The following is a 16,847-nucleotide window of genomic DNA, read 5'->3' on the forward strand; positions in this document are numbered from 1 at the left end:
AGATGGGGCCGCTCCACCTGCCTGCAAGTGCCCTGCTGGAGAACACATGTGACCGGACGGAAGCGAGAACCGAACAATTGATTCTAACTGCCTCTGTCCAACCCTCTTTCAGGCAGGCCGACGCATGCAGCCGCACAGCCCCGAACCCGAATCCCCGGACCCGCGCCACCCCGCAGATGCTGCTATAACGACCCTGCGGGCCGGCGCATGCCAACGCTGCCAGTCCAGCCCTTCAAGCCCATGACCTTCACACGCCGCCACCACGCCGTCACCGCCCTGCACGCTGTCGAGAACTCGCCCACGCTGGCGCGGCTCGCACAGCTCACCCGGGACTCCAGCAATCGCCTGACAGCCATCCTGCCCCTGGTGCCGCCGCTGCTGCGCGCAAGCCTGCAGGCTGGCCCCATCGAGGGCAGCACCTGGTGCCTGCTGGTGCGAAACAACGCGGCAGCCGCCAAGATCCGCCAGCTGCTGCCGGCCATGGCCGCCCACCTGCGCACCAAGGGATGGGACGTGACCGAGATCCGCCTCAAGGTCCAGGCCTGATCGGCTGCCGACACAATCGCGGCCGGAAATGAAGAAAGCAATGAAAAAAGGCCTCCGAAGGAGACCTTTTGGTGCCGGTTGTCGGATTCGAACTGACGACCTACCGCTTACAAGGCGGGTGCTCTACCAACTGAGCTAAACCGGCGAAGCACGAATTCTAGCGCAGAAAAAGACCGCTTCAGCCGTTCCTGGCGCCTGCGAGCCCGCTTGCGCGCGTGATCACAGGCCCAGGGTACGAAAAACCTACTTCACCAGCTTCAGCGAGGGCCGTGTGCCCGAAGGCGGCGGCGTGCGCGGGGGCTCCTCATCGTCGCCCTCGTTCTGGATGCTCACCAGTTGCACCACGCGTTCGTCGGCAGCTGGCTCGGCCGGCACTTCAGCAACTGCGTCCTGCGACACAGGCTCATCGGATTCCTGCTCGACCGAAACTTCGTTGTCGGCGTCGGCATCCGACTCCGGCGCCGGGAAAGCCATGCCTTGGCCGGTCTCCCGTGCGTAGATGGCCATCACCTGCTCGACAGGCACCATGATTTCGCGTGGCTTGCCGCCAAAGCGGGCCGTGAAGCTGATGAAGTCATTGCCCATCTGCAGGCCGCTGGTGGCGTCGTAGCTGACGTTGAGCACGATCTCGCCGTCGCGCACGAACTCGCGCGGCACCTGCACGTTGCGATCCACGCGCACTGCGATGTGGGGTGTGAAGCCGTTGTCGGTGCACCACTCGTACAGGGCCCGGATCAGGTAGGGGCGGGTGGAAGTTGCTTCGGGGGCAGTCATGACGATCCCAGGAAAAGAGTGGTCGTAATACGAAAACGGGCAGGATGGCGACCGGTTGACCGCCTTCCCTGCCCGCGCAATCAGTCGTCAACCGATGCGAATTACTTGCGCATCACCTTCTCGGAAGGCGTCAGCGCTTCGATGTAGGCAGGGCGCGAGAAGATGCGCTCGGCGTACTTGAGCAGCGGGGCGGCGTTCTTGGACACCTCGATGCCGTAGTAGTCCAGGCGCCACAGCAGCGGGGCAATGGCCACGTCCAGCATGGAGAAGTTCTCGCCCAGCATGTACTTGTTCTTGAGGAACACGGGAGCCAGTTGCGTCAGGCGGTCGCGGATGTGGGCGCGCGCCTTTTCGATGGCCTTTTCGTTGCCCTTGACGTTGCGCTCCTCGAGCGTGCTCACGTGCACGAACAATTCCTTCTCGAAGTTCAGCAGGAACAGGCGCACGCGGGCACGGTCCACCGGGTCGCCGGGCATCAGCTGAGGATGCGGGAAGCGCTCGTCGATGTACTCGTTGATGATGTTCGATTCGTACAGGATCAGGTCGCGCTCGACCAGGATGGGCACCTGGCCGTACGGGTTCATCACGCTGATGTCTTCAGGCTTGCTGAACAGGTCCACATCGCGGATCTCGAAGTCCATGCCTTTTTCGAACAGGACGAAACGGCAACGGTGTGAAAAGGGGCAGGTCGTTCCCGAATAAAGCACCATCATGGTGGAGGCTCCTAAAAATCAAAAAGAGTGGGTCGCTCGCGGCGCCCACTCTGCACACAGTTCAGCCGCACAATGGCTTGCACGGCCTTCTGCAGTCACGGTTTTATTTGACGTCTTTCCAGAACGCGGCGTTGAGGCGCCATGCAATGAAGATGAAGACCGCCAGGAAAAGCAGCACACCCACGCCAATGCGGATGCGGCTGTTCTGTGCCGGCTCACCCATCCATTGCAGGTAGTTCACCAGATCGCCAACCGCCTGATCGTACTGCACTGCGCTCATGGAGCCGGGAGAGACCTGCTCCCACCCCTTGAAAACCTGGGTCTTCACGCCGTGCTCTTCGGCTTCCTCGAAGATGGCACGGCGCTCGCCCTGCAGTTGCCACAGTGCGTGGGGCATGCCCACGCTGGGGAAGGCCAGGTTGTTCCAGCCCGTGGCCTTGGTGTCATCGCGGTAGAAGGTGCGCAGGAAGGTGTAGAGGTAGTCGGCACCCGTGCCGTTGTGGCCTGCGCGCGAGCGCGCGATCACCGTCAGATCCGGCGGATTGGCGCCGAACCACTCCTTGGCTTCCTTCGGGTTGATGGCCGCCTTCATGGTCTCGCCTACCTTGTCGGTGGTGAACAGCAGGTTGTCCTTGATTTCCTGCTCGGTCAGCCCGATGTCCTGCAGCCGGTTGAAGCGCATGAATGCGGCCGAGTGGCAGCTCAGGCAGTAGTTGACGAACAGCTTGGCACCGTTTTGCAGCGATGCCGTGTCATTGGTCTTGCCCGGCGCCTTGTCCCAGGCGATGCCGCCTTCGGAAGCCTGTGCACCGGTCATGATGCCAAGGGCCGCGATCAACGTGAGAATCAGTTTCTTCATTGTTGTTCTCTCCAGCTTCAGTGCGGCTTGAACGTCACACGATCGGGAACGGGTTTGGTCTTGCCCAGGCGGCTCCACCAGGGCATCAGCAGGAAGAAGCCGAAGTAGAACAGCGTTCCGACCTGGGACACGCGCTCGCCGATGGGCGAAGGCGGCTGCACACCGAGATAGGCCAGGATCACGAAGTTGATCACGAAGATGCCGTAGAGGTACTTGTGCCAGCTCGGGCGGTAGCGGATGGACTTGACCGGGCTGCAATCGAGCCAGGGCAGCGCGAACAGGATGATCACGGCGCCACCCATCACCAGCACGCCCCAGAACTTGGCGTCGATGGACAGCATCATGGCGATGACGCCCAGGGCCACGATGGCGACCACGCCCTTGGCGGCGGCCGGCAGGCGCGACTTGAGCACGCCAAAGCCCGCACCCAGCAACACGCAGGCGATCAGCACATACATCATCTCGCTGGTGATGGCACGCAGCATCGAGTAGAACGGCGTGAAGTACCAGACCGGCGCAATGTGCGAAGGCGTCTTCAGCGGATCGGCCGGGATGAAGTTGTTGTACTCCAGGAAGTAGCCGCCGAACTCGGGCGCGAAGAACACCACGGCCGAGAACAGGAACAGGAACACCGTCACGCCGAAGATGTCGTGCACCGTGTAGTAGGGATGGAAGGGGATGCCGTCCAGCGGATGGCCCTTGGCGTCCTTGGGCGCGTTGGGGCCCTTGATCTCGATGCCGTCCGGGTTGTTGGAGCCCACGTCGTGCAGCGCCAGCAAGTGGGCCACGACCAGGCCCAACAGCACCAGGGGCACGGCGATCACGTGGAAGCTGAAGAAGCGGTTGAGCGTGGCATCGCCCACCACGTAGTCGCCACGGATCAGCAGCGCCAGGTCCGGACCGATGAAGGGGATCGCCGAGAACAGGTTCACGATCACCTGGGCGCCCCAGTACGACATCTGGCCCCAGGGCAGCAGGTAGCCCATGAAGGCCTCGGCCATCAGCACCAGGAAGATGGCGCAGCCGAAGATCCAGACCAGTTCGCGCGGCTTGCGGTACGAACCGTACAGAAGGCCGCGGAACATGTGCAGATAGACGACGACGAAGAAGGCCGACGCGCCCGTGGAGTGCATGTAGCGGATCAGCCAGCCCCAGGGCACATCGCGCATGATGTACTCGACCGAGGCGAACGCCTTCTCGGCGTCCGGCTTGTAGTGCATCACCAGGAAGATGCCGGTGACGATCTGGATCACCAGCACCAGCAGTGCCAGCGAGCCGAAGATGTACCAGAAGTTGAAATTCTTCGGAGCGTAGTACTCCGACATGTGCACACGGTAGGCGTCGAAAGCCGTTGGGAAACGGTTCTCGAACCAGTTCGTGAGCTTGGCGCCTGCGGGCGCGTTCGGATCGATGTCCTTGAATTCGTGGGCCATTGTTCTTGTCTCCCTCAAGCCTTGTCTTCACCGATGAGGAGCTTGGTCTCCGACAGGTACATGTGCGGTGGCACCTGCAGGTTGTCGGGGGCCGGCTTGTTCTTGAAGACACGGCCAGCCATGTCGAAGGTCGAGCCATGGCAGGGGCACAGGAAGCCGCCCTTCCAGTCATTGGGCAGCGAAGGCTGCGCGCCGGTCTGGAACTTGTCGGAAGGCGAGCAGCCCAGGTGCGTGCAGATGCCGACGACGACCAGCACTTCGGGCTTGATCGAGCGGGCCTCATTCATCGCGTAGGGCGGCGTGAACTCTTCAGGGTGGCGCTTGGACTGGGGATCGGCCAGCTGGCTGTCCAGCTCAGGCAGTTCCTTGATCTGTTCCGGCGTGCGCTTGATGATCCAGACTGGCTTGCCGCGCCACTCGACCGTGAGCTTCTCGCCGTCCTTGAGTGCGGAGATATCGACCTCCACTGCAGCCCCGGCGGCCTTGGCCTTCTCGGAGGGCTGGAAGGTGCTCACGAACGGGACGGCTGTCGCCACGCCGCCCACCGCGCCAGCACACGCCGACGTGATGATCCACGTCCGCTTGCTGGAGTCGATTGGAGTGTCACTCATGGGGTTCCTCGAACTACGTCGCTTGAGTTGGGGTCAACAATAAATTGTAGCGGGGCGAGTATGGTTATTCCATACCGACTCCGACATTGACAGGCTCCAAAGCCGCGCAATACTGCGCTATCTCAAACTCTTTCCAGATGGAGCCAGCCATGGGCATGATGCAGGAATTTCGTGAGTTCGCAGTTAAGGGAAACGTGGTAGATCTCGCCGTGGGCGTCATCATCGGCGGAGCATTTGGCAAAATCGTCGATTCCGTGGTAAACGACCTGATCATGCCGGTCGTTGGCCTGGTTTTCGGCAAGCTGGACTTCTCCAATCTGTTCGTCGTGCTGGGCAGCGTGCCGCCCGGAACAGCGATGACGCTCGATGCCCTCAAGAAGGCCGGCGTCCCCGTGTTTGCCTATGGGAACTTCATCACGGTGGCGGTGAACTTCATCATCCTGGCCTTCATCATTTTCATGATGGTCAAGCAGATCAACCGCCTGCGCCGCGAGGCCCCGGCCGCCCCCGCGCCGGCCCCCGTCACCCCCGAAGACATCGTGCTGCTGCGCGAGATTCGCGACAGCCTCAAGCGCTGAAATCCGTGTTTTGACGCATATCAAAACGCCCGTGGCATGGTTGCCACGGGCGTTTTCCATTACTGCAGATTCCCGATGCTTGGGCTAGCCATTCAAGCCGCCAATTTGCGCGCCATTCGCACGGACTCAATCAGGCTGCCCGCCTCCGCAAGGCCCTGCCCTGCGATATCAAAAGCCGTGCCGTGGTCCGGGCTGGTGCGCACCAGGGGCAGGCCCAATGTGACATTCACGCCCTTTTCCACACCCAGGTACTTCACGGGAATCAGGCCCTGGTCGTGGTACATGGCCAGCACCACGTCGAACTCACCGGGGTGGCCGGGCGCATTGCGGGCACGCATGAACACCGTATCGGGCGCAAAAGGTCCATGGGCGTCCAGGCCCTCGGCGCGCGCCTGGGCGATGGCCGGGGCGATGATCTCGACCTCCTCGCTGCCGAACAGCCCGCCTTCGCCCGCATGCGGATTGAGGCCCGCCACGCCGATCCTGGGGGCACGGCCCAGGCTGCGCGACAGCGCCTCGTGCGTGATGTGCAGCGTCTGCAGCAGATTGCCTGGCGTGACGGCATCTATCGCCTTGCGCAGCGAGGTATGGATGCTGACCAGCACCGTGCGCAACTCATCATTGGCCAGCATCATGCGCACCGGCATGCGGTCCAGGCACACACCCGCATGCTGCGCAGCCTCGAACTGCAGCAGCTCGGTATGGCCAGGAAAATCCACGCCCGCAGCATGCAGCGCCTCCTTGTGCAGAGGCGCCGTAACCAACGCCGCGATTTCGCCGCGCAAGGCAGCCCGCGCAGCCCAGACCACGCAACGCGCAGCCGCCTCGCCGGCGCTGGCATCCACCTGGCCCCAGGACGCAGGTCCGGGCAACCCAGGCAGCTCCAGCAGGGGAATGCAATTCGGCGGCACCTGCGACAGCTGGGCAGGCGAGTCAATGACGGCCACGGGCAGGGGAATGGCGTTTTCGCCATCGCGCGCTTGCGCCGCAACCGCCGCAGCCCGCCGCAGCGTCTGCAACTCGCCAACGACGAAGCAGCCCCGCATGTCCCCGGGCACTTCCATGAATGCCTTGGCGATGGTCTCTGGCCCTACGCCTGCTGAGTCGCCCTGGGTGATGGCAATCGCGGCTTGGGGATGTGTGGAATCAGGCATTTTCAGTATCCGGATCAGGCAAGCCGGTCATTCGCACCGTGCTTGCAGCACAAGGACTCGCCCCCTGGACGGGCCAATAGTGGGCCAACAACGGGCCAGCATCAGGCAGGATTGTCGATCTCGATGAAACGGTGCTCCAGCCCCAGCTCCGATGCCACCTGCCCCGCAAGGGCCGGCGCACCATAGCGCTCGGTCGCATGGTGGCCGGCAGCCAGGAAGGCCACGCCCGTCTCGCGCGCCAGGTGCGCCTGCGGCTCGGAAATCTCGCCCGTGATGAAGGCATCGGCCCCAGCGGCAATCGCGGCCTCGAAGAGGCCTTGCGCGCCGCCCGTGCACCAGGCAATGCGGCGAATGGGGCGCAGTCGCGATCCCCCCACGCAGACAGGCGTGCGCCCCAGCGCCTGCTCCACATGGCTGCCCAACGCCGCCGCATCGGCAAACTCCGCCGCAGCCATCCAGCCCAGGTTCTGCTCGCCAAACGCGGCCTGGCCCTCAAGCCCCAGCTGCACGCCCAGCTGCGCGTTGTTGCCCCATTGCGGATGGGCATCCAGCGGCAGGTGGTAGGCAAAGAGATTGATGTCATGGGCCAGCAACAGGCGGATGCGCTCCTTGAGCCAGCCCGTGATGCGGCCATCCATGCCGCGCCAGAAGAGGCCGTGGTGCACGAAGATGGCGTCGGCCTGCGCCTCGATGGCCGCCTCGATCAGCGCGCGGCTGGCCGTCACCCCGCTGACGATGCGGCGGATCTCGCCGCGCCCCTCCACCTGCAGGCCGTTGGGACCGTAGTCCTTGAAGCGCTCGGGCTGCAGCAATCCGTCGAAGTGGGCCAGGAGTTCTTGTCGCGTGGTGCTCATGAACGGATTGTCAGCGATCCATGCGGCGCCCAAGAAAAAGGGCAGCCATGCTGCCCTTCATCCCACTGCCAAGCTCAGCCGCGCCTGGGTTGCCAACCATGGCAGGCCAGGGGCCAGAAGCCGATGGCCGCGCCCAGGATGCCCATGGCCGCCACATAGTGGGCCGGCGCCATCACATCCACCTGCTGCCAAACGGACACCAGCATGGGCGTCATGCCGCCGAACACCGCATAGGCCATGTTGTAGGCAAAGGACAGGCCCGTGAAACGCACCTCGGCCGGGAAGGCGCGCACGCCCACCACCGGCAGCAGCGCAATGCTGCCCACGAAAAAGCCCACCAGCGCATAGCTCCACACCAGCGAGGACGCCGTGCCCGGCAGGTTCAGATAGAACGCATAGGCCGTCACCGTCATGCCCAGCCAGCCCGTGACCATGGCCACACGCGTGCCCATACGGTCGGACAGCCAGCCCCAGAACACGCAGCCCAGCGTCAGCGTCACCGTGGCCACGGCATTGGCCTTCATGGCCAGGGCCGCGTCGATGTGGAAGACCTTCTGCAGATAGGCCGGCGTGAACAGCACCACCACCACGATGGCCGTGGACAGCACCCAGGTCATCAGCGCCACCAGCACGCAGGCCTGGCGGTGGTCGCGCACGATGGTCTTGAGCGGCAGTTCGCGGTCGGCCTGCTTGCGAGCCATCAGCTCCTGGAAGATGGGTGTCTCATGCAGGAACTTGCGCAGATAGACCGACACCAGGCCGAACACGCCGCCCAGGATGAAGGGCATGCGCCAGGCCCAGTCGTGGATCTCCTCGGCGCTGTAGGTGCTGTTGAGCCAGACACCGATGATGGAGCCCAGGAAAATGCCGCCCGTGATGCCCGAAGTCAGCGAGCCGATGGCAAAGCCATAGTGGCGCGCCGGCGCATGCTCGGCCACGAAGACCCAGGCGCCCGGCATCTCGCCGCCAATGGCCGCGCCCTGCAGCACCCGCATGGCCAGCAGCAAAATCGGCGCGGCGATGCCGATGGAGGCGTAGGTGGGCAGCAGGCCGATCACCAGCGTGGGCACGGCCATCAGGAAGATGGACAGCGTGAACATCTTCTTGCGGCCCAGGATGTCGCCAAAGTGCGCAATCAGAATGCCGCCGATGGGCCGCGCCAGGTAGCCCGCCGCAAAAATGCCCAGCGTCTGCAGCTGGCGCAGCCAGTCCGGCATCTCGGCCGGGAAGAACAGCTTGCCGATGACATTGGCAAAGAAAACGAAAACGACGAAGTCGTAGAACTCCAGGGTGCCGCCCAGGGCCGACAGGCCCAGGGTCTTGTAGTCCTGTCGGTTGAGAGGACGTGCGGTCGCAACAGCAGGGGCCATGCCCGGCTGCGCTTGGTCAAGCGTAGTCATGGTTTTTTTCCAGGGATCGAACAGCAGGACGGCGCGGTGGATGCCACGGCAACGGATGAGCGTGCAGCGGCAGATCGTTCTGCAAGACTTCGGGATCAGAGGACTTGGTTCTCTCTTGGGGCCGGCTTGTGGGCCGGCGCAACAGCGAACGCGGCGTGGCGCAGTCGTCGGAGGATTCTAGGGTTTGTACTGTAGCTGTGTGGGGAGCGCGGCTTTGGCGCCCTTGGGCGCAGCATCACGGCGGACCGTCTACCCGCTCTGGCGTATGGGTCATGGGATGGCGGGCTTACCGGCAGGCGCGCAAACGCTCTTCAAAGGTGCAGCGCTTGCATCGCGCCAGCCCGATGGGATTGAGCGTTCACAACCCTTCTGAACAAAGTCATCCAAATCCCTTGTTCCATCAGGAATCCCAAATCCTCCTCCATGATCCCATCCGCAGCTATGGGCCAACTCATGGATCACAGCACAACCCCAACCCATAAAAGAGTTGGCATATTTATTTGCTTTCAAGCAAAAATTCGCAGTAGAGCTACCGGAAGAATTCCATCCACAAACTGAATCACCGAAATAATTTATTCTCCAGCCTCCTTGACCAGCAGGCCGGAATCGGCCTGCATCAAGAAGCCAATCCATTCAACAGGTACGGCTATGAGGGGCAGTTGCGGCTGTGAAGGCTTCGGACCCGCATGACCCCTTGGAGAGATTGGCAAGAAAACAAGTACTGGCCAAACCATACCTTGCAAATGCTTTGCCGATCAACCCGAACAACCGCGGATCAGATCAACGACTTTCGAGTTGTTCAGGGAGAACTCCCTAACAATCTGCTTCATGTGAATTTACTGTTATCTTTCTATTAAACACAATAGATCCATTTTTATCATGAAATTTCATCAACAAAATTCCTTTAAGAACTGGAGTTTTATTGAAATTGAAAATCTCAGAAGAAATTCTTATTTTTTCTCCGTTTTTTATGGATATAAATTTATCACCATATCCATCAAATGATCCAGGAAGAGGAAAAAAATAGTGCCTCCCATCATCTCCAAAAAATTCCCCTGACACACTTGGAGGATTTACAATCAATCTATTGTCCCTGTCCTTTTTGTTGAAGAAAAAATCAAATTCACCCCCACGATTCAATATATCAAACTTCACAACCAATGAATTATAGTTCTTCTTACTGCATACCACGGACGTAATATTTAGAACTTCGATCACGCCGGAAAACGCTGGTCGATAAAAAATAATCATAAAAACAAAAGACAAAAAATATATTCTTGATTTCATGGTCTTTGTCCTTTATCTCCACATGTATGCCGTCGACTTACATCGTGCGCCTGAATTGTTGAATTCAACACGTCCCCAAATGAACTTTGTAATGCTGATCTCATGGCAGAGGAATTTTCTAAAATGCAGGACTCAAGGCTTCCGAAGCTAATATTTTTTCTTGAATCCTCAACGCTTTGTGCCATTGCAGTCGACTTCTGCCTCACCCAATTCAGATAGTCAGAGATGTGATCCATTTCTGCACGGCGAATCCATGCCAAGTTACATTTGAAGTCCACGTAATTCTCTCTTAAATGAACAGCGAACGTTAAATTCACCATATATTGATCTAAGTGCCAAGCATCTGTCCCACAATCCTTTTTGCATGGAGCCCGGACCTCCATGCCGTCCATCACAGCGACTGCCAATGTTCTCGAGTCTTCAGGATATCTATGACAACCAGCACCAGGGAATGCCTCAATGCATTGATTTTCATTTAGATCTCTGAGCCAACGCGTATTCCAAGATATGGAGAGAGTTCCATAGTAGTCCGTATAAAATAATGGGTTTGCAAAACCATACACATAAAAATTAAGGCCCCCATTATTTCCAATTGGATCACTTTCGATATAGTGCCCCACTTCAGATTTATAATTTCTCTCGTAATTGTAAATCTCTCCAGATTCAACGTCGAAATACTTCCCTGGAAATCTCAAATTCATCTTCACTTGGCTTTGCTGCAATGCCCCTGTGGCGCCGAACGCCTCGGCTACCCCTTTCCACGTGATTTCTCCCTGCTTGTTTGTTCCTAGAGCCGGCGTCCCCAAGTGATCCGTGTGCAGATAGTGGATACTGGTGTTCCTGTTCGTCAATTGCGCTTCGTTGACCTCAGCCTGCCAGATCGGGCTTGTACTCCATTGTCCCTGCTGCGCCTTCTGAGGATCAAAAGCATCGGCTCTCGTCATCTTCCCCTGCTCACCGGTTTCGCCCAGTAGCCCCGTAACGCTGTAAAAGAAGTAGATGACCTTAGTGTTTTGGCCTTCTTTGACCTCTTTGGAGATACGCCGTCCCAAGGGGTCGTAGCGATAGTTGGCTTCGATGTTCGGAGTGCTGTGACCTGCGTCCGTGCTGGCGTAGCGGGTCAAGCGCTCTGCAGCGTTGTAGCCGTAAGTCTTTTCGCCTTTGTCACTGCTTTCTCTGGCCGTGTGGCCCTGAGGTGAGTACTCCACCTGCGTTTGCACGGGTTGCGCTGTTGCATCGAAGGGCTTGAGCCTGGGGTAGTTTGTGAGCTGGTTGTCCGCGTTGTAACTCCAGGTGCCCACCTGGTGACCGCTGAAGGTTCGGTTGTGCACGGCGTCGTACTGGTATTGCTCCGTGGGCAGGCCCAGGTCCTGCAGCTTTTGATCTGGCGCGGCCTTGGTCAAACGATCCAATGGGTCGTAGCCGTATTGCGTCTGGCCCAGGTCGCTGTCGATCTGGGGTGATGTTGCCTGCCTTGTCGTATTGGTAGTGACGACTGGCCAGCAGCTCAGCTGCGGCGTTCTTCACTTCGATGGACAGCGGCCTTTGCAGCGCATCCACGCTTATTGTCTTGGTGGCACCCGGTGTTTCTATGCGCGTGGCCGTGAGCCATTGGTAGTTTCCGTCACGGATCTGGCTCTGGTCGGGCAGGGTCACCAGGCTCAGGCGACCCTTGTCGTAGCGATATTGGCCTGCACTACCATCAGGATAGGTATGACTGACCAGTTGGCCATCGGTGTTGTAGCTTTGGCCTCGCGAAATACCGTATTTATAGCCGACGTACTTATCAAGTAATATCCATCATTCATTTTCTATATCAATTATTTTTTTCAATCCTTTTCTTTCGATGTATTCTGCTGGAGTCACCCCCATCGAACGAAAGTTTACATCAGCCCCTTTACGAATTAACGCCTTAGCCACCAAATAGTTACCTTCAACAAGGGCATCATATAAAGGTGTCGCCCCATCCTCATCAACATGATTTACATCAAATCCATTGGATAAAAGATAATTCAACAAATCCAACATCCCTGCTGCTGAAGCGTAGTTAATTAATGAAGAACCCCCAAGAAGAATTGTATCAACTGATGCCCCATGCTTTAATAAGGCTATTATGGCCCATTCCTTTTTTTGCTGCGTTGCATATATTAACAACTCCTTAATAAATTCGTCATTAACTTTCAATATATCTAATTTTTCCAAAAATGGATTTTTTCTATCAAAATATATACCTCCAAAAATCTCAAGATTTTCATTCATATTAACCACAACTTTTGCAGCATTTTGGAGAATTCAGCGTTCTTTCTATTGATTTAAGTCTATTACTTAAATCGTCATAGACTTGCTGATTATGTTTAACCCCCCACTTAACATCCCATTTTTTCTCATTTCCACACACTTATTGACCCTTTTTTTCTCCCACTCAGCCCAAGCACAAATATCAGATTCTTTATCATTTGGATTAGGCCATCGTTCACAAATATACTTATAACTCCTCCTTTCATCATTTTTCTCAGCAACCTGCTCATCTGTCAAAGAGTCCGAGCCGCTACTCAGCATCCAAATACCAACCGTAGTAACTGCAGCTGTGCAAGCTCCACCAATCAGCTTTGCCACTGAAATTACCAATCTACCGCAACCAACTGGATTTAACGCGCATGCTTGTGCAGCCCCTCCAAAATGATCTGTATATATTAACGAATTGTTTCTACCATATACATAAAAATTCTCATCACCCTCAAAGCTCATTGGATCCATACTCGTATATCGCCCAATCGTAGATCGATAATCTCTTTTTAAATTATAATGATCCCCTGTTTCTGCATCATAGTATTGACCAGGATATCTCTGATTTACTACTATTCTTGAAATTTTCATTATTCCAGTAGCACCAAAAGCCTCCGATACAGTGGACCAACTCAGGACGCCACGATTATCTGTCCCAATCAATGGAGTTCCTTGATGGTCTGTATGTAAATAATAGATGCTGGTGTCCTTATTGCTTAATTTTGCCTCACTGACCTCCGCCTGCCAGATTGGCGCTGTGCTCCATAGGCCCTGCTGCGCTTTCTGCGGATCGAAGGCATACGCCCTAGTCATCTGCCCCTGTTCGTCGGTCTCGCCCAGCAGTCCCGTGTCGCTGTAGAAGAAGTAGATGACCTTGGTAGCCTGGCCTTCCTTGACTTCTTTGGATATGCGCCGTCCCAAGGGGTCGTAGCGATAGCTGGCTTCAATGCTCGGCGTGTTATGGCCTGCCGCTGTGCTGGCATAGCGGATCAGACGTTCTGCCGCGTTGTAGCCGTAAGTCTTTTCGCCCTTGTCGCTGCTTTCCTTGGCCGTGTGGCCCTGAGGTGAGTACTCCACCTGCGTTTGCACGGGTTGCGCTGTTGCATCGAAGGGCTTGAGCCTGGGGTAGTTTGTGAGCTGGTTGTCCGCGTTGTAGCTCCACTGCCCCACCTGGTGGCCGCTAAAGGTGCGGTTGTGTACGGCGTCGTACTGGTATTGCTCGGTGGGCAGACCCAGGTCCTTGAGTGGCTGGTCTGGTGCAGCCTTGGTCAGCCTGTCCAGGTTGTCGTAGCCATACTCGGTGGTGCCCAGATCGCTGTCGATTTGGGTGATGTTGCCTGCCTTGTCGTATTGGTAGTGGCGGCTGGCCAGCAGTTCGGCTGCAGCGTTCTTCACTTCGATGGACAGCGGCCGTTGCAGCGCATCCACGCTGATTGTCTTGGTGGCACCCGGTGTTTCTATGCGTGTGGCCGTGAGCCATTGGTAGTTGCCGTAGCGAATCTGGCTCTGATCGGGCAGCGTGACCAGGCTCAGGCGGCCCCCCTTGTCGTAGCTGTATTGGCCTGCGCTGCCATCGGGGTAGCTGTGGCCGGCAAGTTGGCCGTCGGCGTTGTAGCTTTGACCCACCGTGAAGCTGAAGCTACCTGTGTTATCAACCTTGCCGTAAGTCACCTTGTTTTGCGTGGTGCGGCCTTGGGCGTCTTTGTCGTAGATCGCGCTGCTGATCAAGTTTTGCTGGCCGTCCTTTTGTTCGTAAGTCGTGAGCAGGCTGTCGGCGTCGTATTGGTAGGTGACGTGCTGGTCTGTTTCCTTCCCGCCCAGTTGGTGCTCTTCCTGCACCATACGGCCAGCCTTGTCATAGGCATAGCTGCGGGTGTTGCCGCCTGCATCGGTGCGTTGTGTCAGTTGGCCTGCGGCATCGTAGGCATACAGAATGGCGCCGCCCATGGGGCGGGTTTCCTTGATCAGGCGCCCTGCCTTGTCGTATTCGAAGCGGTGGGTGTTGCCCTTGGCGTCGGTCAAGCTGGTGAGCTGGTCATGGGCATTCCAGGTCTGCTTGGTGGCCTGGGCCATGGGGTCGATGGTTTTGACGAGGTGGCCCAGTCCGTCGTATTCATAGATGGTGGTGCGGCCTGCGGGGTCTATGGTGGCGACCCTCTGGCCCAGGCTGTCGTATTGCTGGTGCTGGGTGCGGGTTTGGTCCGGGGTCGAGGGGTTCGCTAGATGCTGGGTGACTGAGGTTTGCCGGCCGATTTGGTCGTATTGGTAGGTTTCCTTGTAGGTGGGGTACTGCGTGGCGGTGAGCAGGCCGGCCTGTGCTGTTTCGTCTTCCCCGTATTCGTAGGTGATGGCGTTGCCTGCCGCATCGATGCTGCTGGCGATGCGGCCCCGGTGGTCGTAGGTGGTCTGCGTGACAAGACCGCTGGGGCTTGTGGTACTCAGGGGCAGGCCCGTGTTGTCGTAGGTGATGCGCGTGCCTGCGCCTTGGGTCTGGCCCGGGGCAATGGTTTCTATGACTCGACCTTGCGGGTCGTAGCGGGTTTGCTTTGTTCGGCCTGCTGCACTGGTGCTCTTCGTCCTTCGCCCTCTGGCATCGTATTCGTGGCTTGTGGTCTGGTTCAGGGCATTGCTGGCCTGGGTCAGCCGGCCTGCTGCATCAAAGCCCAGCGTGGTGGTGTTGCCCAGGGCGTCGGTCTGCGTTGCAGGTAGACCCCTGGCGTCGTAGCTGGCCTGGCTGCTGTGGCCCAGCGGGTCCGTGGCTTCGATCAGGCTGCCGTTGTTGTCGTAGCGGTAGCTGATGGTTCTGCTGTCTTCGCCTGTACCGTCGCCCGCGCCGGTGCTGCGGCTGGTCAGTTGACCGTAGCTGTCGTACTGGTAGCGCGTGGTGCGCTGTTCGGGCCGACCCAGGGCTTGGGTCCAGATGGTGACGCGGCCCTTGTCGTCATGGCTCCAGGTGCTGGTGATGCCGCCCTGGTTGATGTGTTTGGTCTTCAGGCCGCGCACAGGCTCGTATTCGTATTGGTCGAGGCTGCCATCGGGGTGGGCGATGCGTAGCGGCTGGTAGTTGTAGTCGTAGCTGGTGGTGGTGGTCAGGCCCCGTGCATCGATGGCGCGGGTCTGGTAGTTGCCGTCCCACAGGGTTTTGGCTGCGGGTTTGCCGTTGAAGGTTCGCTCCAGTTCATTGCCTTCACGGTCGTAGAGATAGACGGTGGTGTTGCCCCGGCAGTCCAGGTAGGTGACGAGGAACTGGCGTTTTTCTCGCAGGTATTGGTTCTTGCCGGTGGAGGCGCAGCCCTGGGCATCGAGTTTGCCGACGCGGCCACCGCCCCAGAGGTTGGCGAGTTTGCTGGTGGTGCCGCTGGTGCCCGTGGGGTCCAGGACCTTGCCGGCGGCGCCCAGGGTGAGCAGCGGTGCGGGGGCGGGAATGCTTTGGCTGTACTGGACCGTGACCTGGGCGCCCAGGGGGTCGGTGCGGCTGGTGAGCTGGCCGTTGCCGTCGTAGGTGTAGCTCCAGCGCTGGCCCATGACGTCGGTGGCCTGGGTGAGCAGCTGGCCGCTCCATTGGTAGCTGACGCTGCGCCCGGCACGGTCTTCGATGCGGGTGATGAGGCCATTGGTCAGCGTGGCCGTGTAGACGGTGCCGCCGTGGTGGTCCAGGATGCGGGCCCGCGTGGCGCTGTCGTAGGCAAAGCGCACGCTGATGCCGTTGGTGTTGGCGTAGCCCAGGATGCGGCCCTGTGCGTCGTAGTCGATGCTGTTGCCCAGGCGGTCGTACCAGCGCCACTGTGCCAAGGGGTTCTGGGCACTGCCGCCTTCGGCCAGCCGCTTGATGAAGACGGGCGCGTTGTTCTTGCCCTTGGCGATGTAGAGGTCGGCCTGGCCGCTGCGCTCGTACAGGACACCCGCGCGCTCGATGAGCCGGGCGTCACGGCCCAGGGGATCGAGTTCAAAGTTCAAAGGCGCCCAGGCCGGGTTGAGCCACCAGCGGCCCTGGCTCCAGCTGCGCACGATGTCCAGCGGGCCGCCCAGGACCTGTACGCGCAGGTCGAGGTGGGTTTCGGTGTATTCGCCGTTGATCCAGCGCACCTGGGGTTCGCTGGCCTGGGTGGTGAGGGAGTAGCCGGGGTCGCCTGGGCGGGTGAAGGCGCTGGGGCCGGAATAGTCCTGCGCGTTGGCCATCGATGGCAGCAGGCTTGCTGCCGTCAGTACTGCGCACAGCCAGCCGTGGACAGCATGGTTTCTGTTTCTCATTTCTTTCCCTCTCGTCTCGCGAATCGTTTGCCTTGTTGAATGCATCTCTGGGGCCGACGTCCGGGCGATGCCCGGGCGCAGCTGATGTGTGATGAATGCTC

Annotated in this window: 14 protein-coding genes and 1 tRNA gene; 2 read left to right on the forward strand and 13 right to left on the reverse strand. The window is 58.9% G+C overall.

Annotated features, from left to right (window positions below; genetic code table 11):
• The first annotated feature begins 240 nt into the window (after positions 1–240).
• On the forward strand, positions 241–546 hold the full coding sequence (locus A9976_RS13210; protein ID WP_034396930.1) for a hypothetical protein: 306 nt from the start codon (positions 241–243) through the stop codon (positions 544–546).
• Positions 547–615: 69 nt separating this feature from the next.
• Here the strand turns inward: A9976_RS13210 and A9976_RS13215 are convergent.
• The 6 genes from A9976_RS13215 to petA form a co-directional block, all read right to left on the reverse strand.
• Positions 616–691, reverse strand: a tRNA-Thr gene (locus A9976_RS13215).
• 98 nt (positions 692–789) lie between these two features.
• Positions 790–1,320 (reverse strand): ClpXP protease specificity-enhancing factor, encoded by a 531-nt coding sequence (locus tag A9976_RS13220; RefSeq protein WP_043822309.1) that lies wholly within the window; start codon positions 1,318–1,320, stop codon positions 790–792.
• A 101-nt stretch (positions 1,321–1,421) separates the two neighbouring features.
• On the reverse strand, positions 1,422–2,033 hold the full coding sequence (locus A9976_RS13225; RefSeq protein ID WP_012207298.1) for a glutathione S-transferase N-terminal domain-containing protein: 612 nt from the start codon (positions 2,031–2,033) through the stop codon (positions 1,422–1,424).
• A 103-nt stretch (positions 2,034–2,136) separates the two neighbouring features.
• The gene (locus tag A9976_RS13230) at positions 2,137–2,892 is read right to left on the reverse strand and encodes a cytochrome c1 (RefSeq protein ID WP_183019385.1); all 756 of its coding nucleotides are present in this window, start codon (positions 2,890–2,892) and stop codon (positions 2,137–2,139) included.
• A gap of 17 nt (positions 2,893–2,909) precedes the next feature.
• Complete coding sequence (locus A9976_RS13235) at positions 2,910–4,325, reverse strand: cytochrome bc complex cytochrome b subunit (protein ID WP_183019386.1); 1,416 nt, start codon at positions 4,323–4,325, stop codon at positions 2,910–2,912.
• 14 nt (positions 4,326–4,339) lie between these two features.
• Positions 4,340–4,936 carry a ubiquinol-cytochrome c reductase iron-sulfur subunit gene (gene petA, locus A9976_RS13240; protein WP_097201459.1) on the reverse strand — a complete coding sequence of 199 codons (597 nt, stop codon included), beginning with the start codon at positions 4,934–4,936 and terminating at the stop codon, positions 4,340–4,342.
• 149 nt (positions 4,937–5,085) lie between these two features.
• On the opposite strand from petA, the gene mscL reads away from it, so the two are divergent.
• A complete protein-coding gene (gene mscL / locus A9976_RS13245; protein WP_012207302.1) occupies positions 5,086–5,514 on the forward strand; it encodes a large conductance mechanosensitive channel protein MscL in 429 nt (142 codons plus the stop codon).
• Positions 5,515–5,606: 92 nt separating this feature from the next.
• On the opposite strand, the gene pdxA is transcribed toward mscL, so the two are convergent.
• The 7 genes from pdxA to A9976_RS13280 form a co-directional block, all read right to left on the reverse strand.
• Positions 5,607–6,668: a 4-hydroxythreonine-4-phosphate dehydrogenase PdxA gene (gene pdxA, locus A9976_RS13250; RefSeq protein WP_183019387.1), complete on the reverse strand. Its 1,062-nt coding sequence runs from the start codon at positions 6,666–6,668 to the stop codon at positions 5,607–5,609.
• Positions 6,669–6,769: 101 nt separating this feature from the next.
• Positions 6,770–7,522, reverse strand: a complete 753-nt coding sequence (locus A9976_RS13255) for a Nif3-like dinuclear metal center hexameric protein (RefSeq protein ID WP_183019388.1) — start codon at positions 7,520–7,522, stop codon at positions 6,770–6,772.
• Positions 7,523–7,596: 74 nt separating this feature from the next.
• The gene (locus A9976_RS13260) at positions 7,597–8,922 is read right to left on the reverse strand and encodes an MFS transporter (RefSeq protein WP_183019389.1); all 1,326 of its coding nucleotides are present in this window, start codon (positions 8,920–8,922) and stop codon (positions 7,597–7,599) included.
• Positions 8,923–9,735: 813 nt separating this feature from the next.
• Entirely contained in the window at positions 9,736–10,209 is a 474-nt protein-coding gene (locus A9976_RS13265; RefSeq protein WP_183019390.1) for a hypothetical protein, read from the reverse strand.
• Entirely contained in the window at positions 10,206–11,621 is a 1,416-nt protein-coding gene (locus tag A9976_RS13270; RefSeq protein ID WP_183019391.1) for an RHS repeat domain-containing protein, read from the reverse strand. Before A9976_RS13270 ends, A9976_RS13265 begins: the two co-directional genes overlap by 4 nt.
• 388 nt (positions 11,622–12,009) lie before the next feature.
• Positions 12,010–12,468, reverse strand: coding sequence for an ankyrin repeat domain-containing protein (locus tag A9976_RS13275; protein ID WP_183019392.1), 459 nt, complete (start codon positions 12,466–12,468; stop codon positions 12,010–12,012).
• Positions 12,469–12,534: 66 nt separating this feature from the next.
• Positions 12,535–16,746, reverse strand: a complete 4,212-nt coding sequence (locus A9976_RS13280; protein WP_183019393.1) for an RHS repeat protein — start codon at positions 16,744–16,746, stop codon at positions 12,535–12,537.
• Positions 16,747–16,847: the final 101 nt, after the last annotated feature.

The sequence above is a fragment of the Delftia sp. UME58 genome (assembly GCF_014170385.1).
In the GTDB taxonomy this organism is placed as follows: domain Bacteria; phylum Pseudomonadota; class Gammaproteobacteria; order Burkholderiales; family Burkholderiaceae_C; genus Comamonas; species Comamonas acidovorans.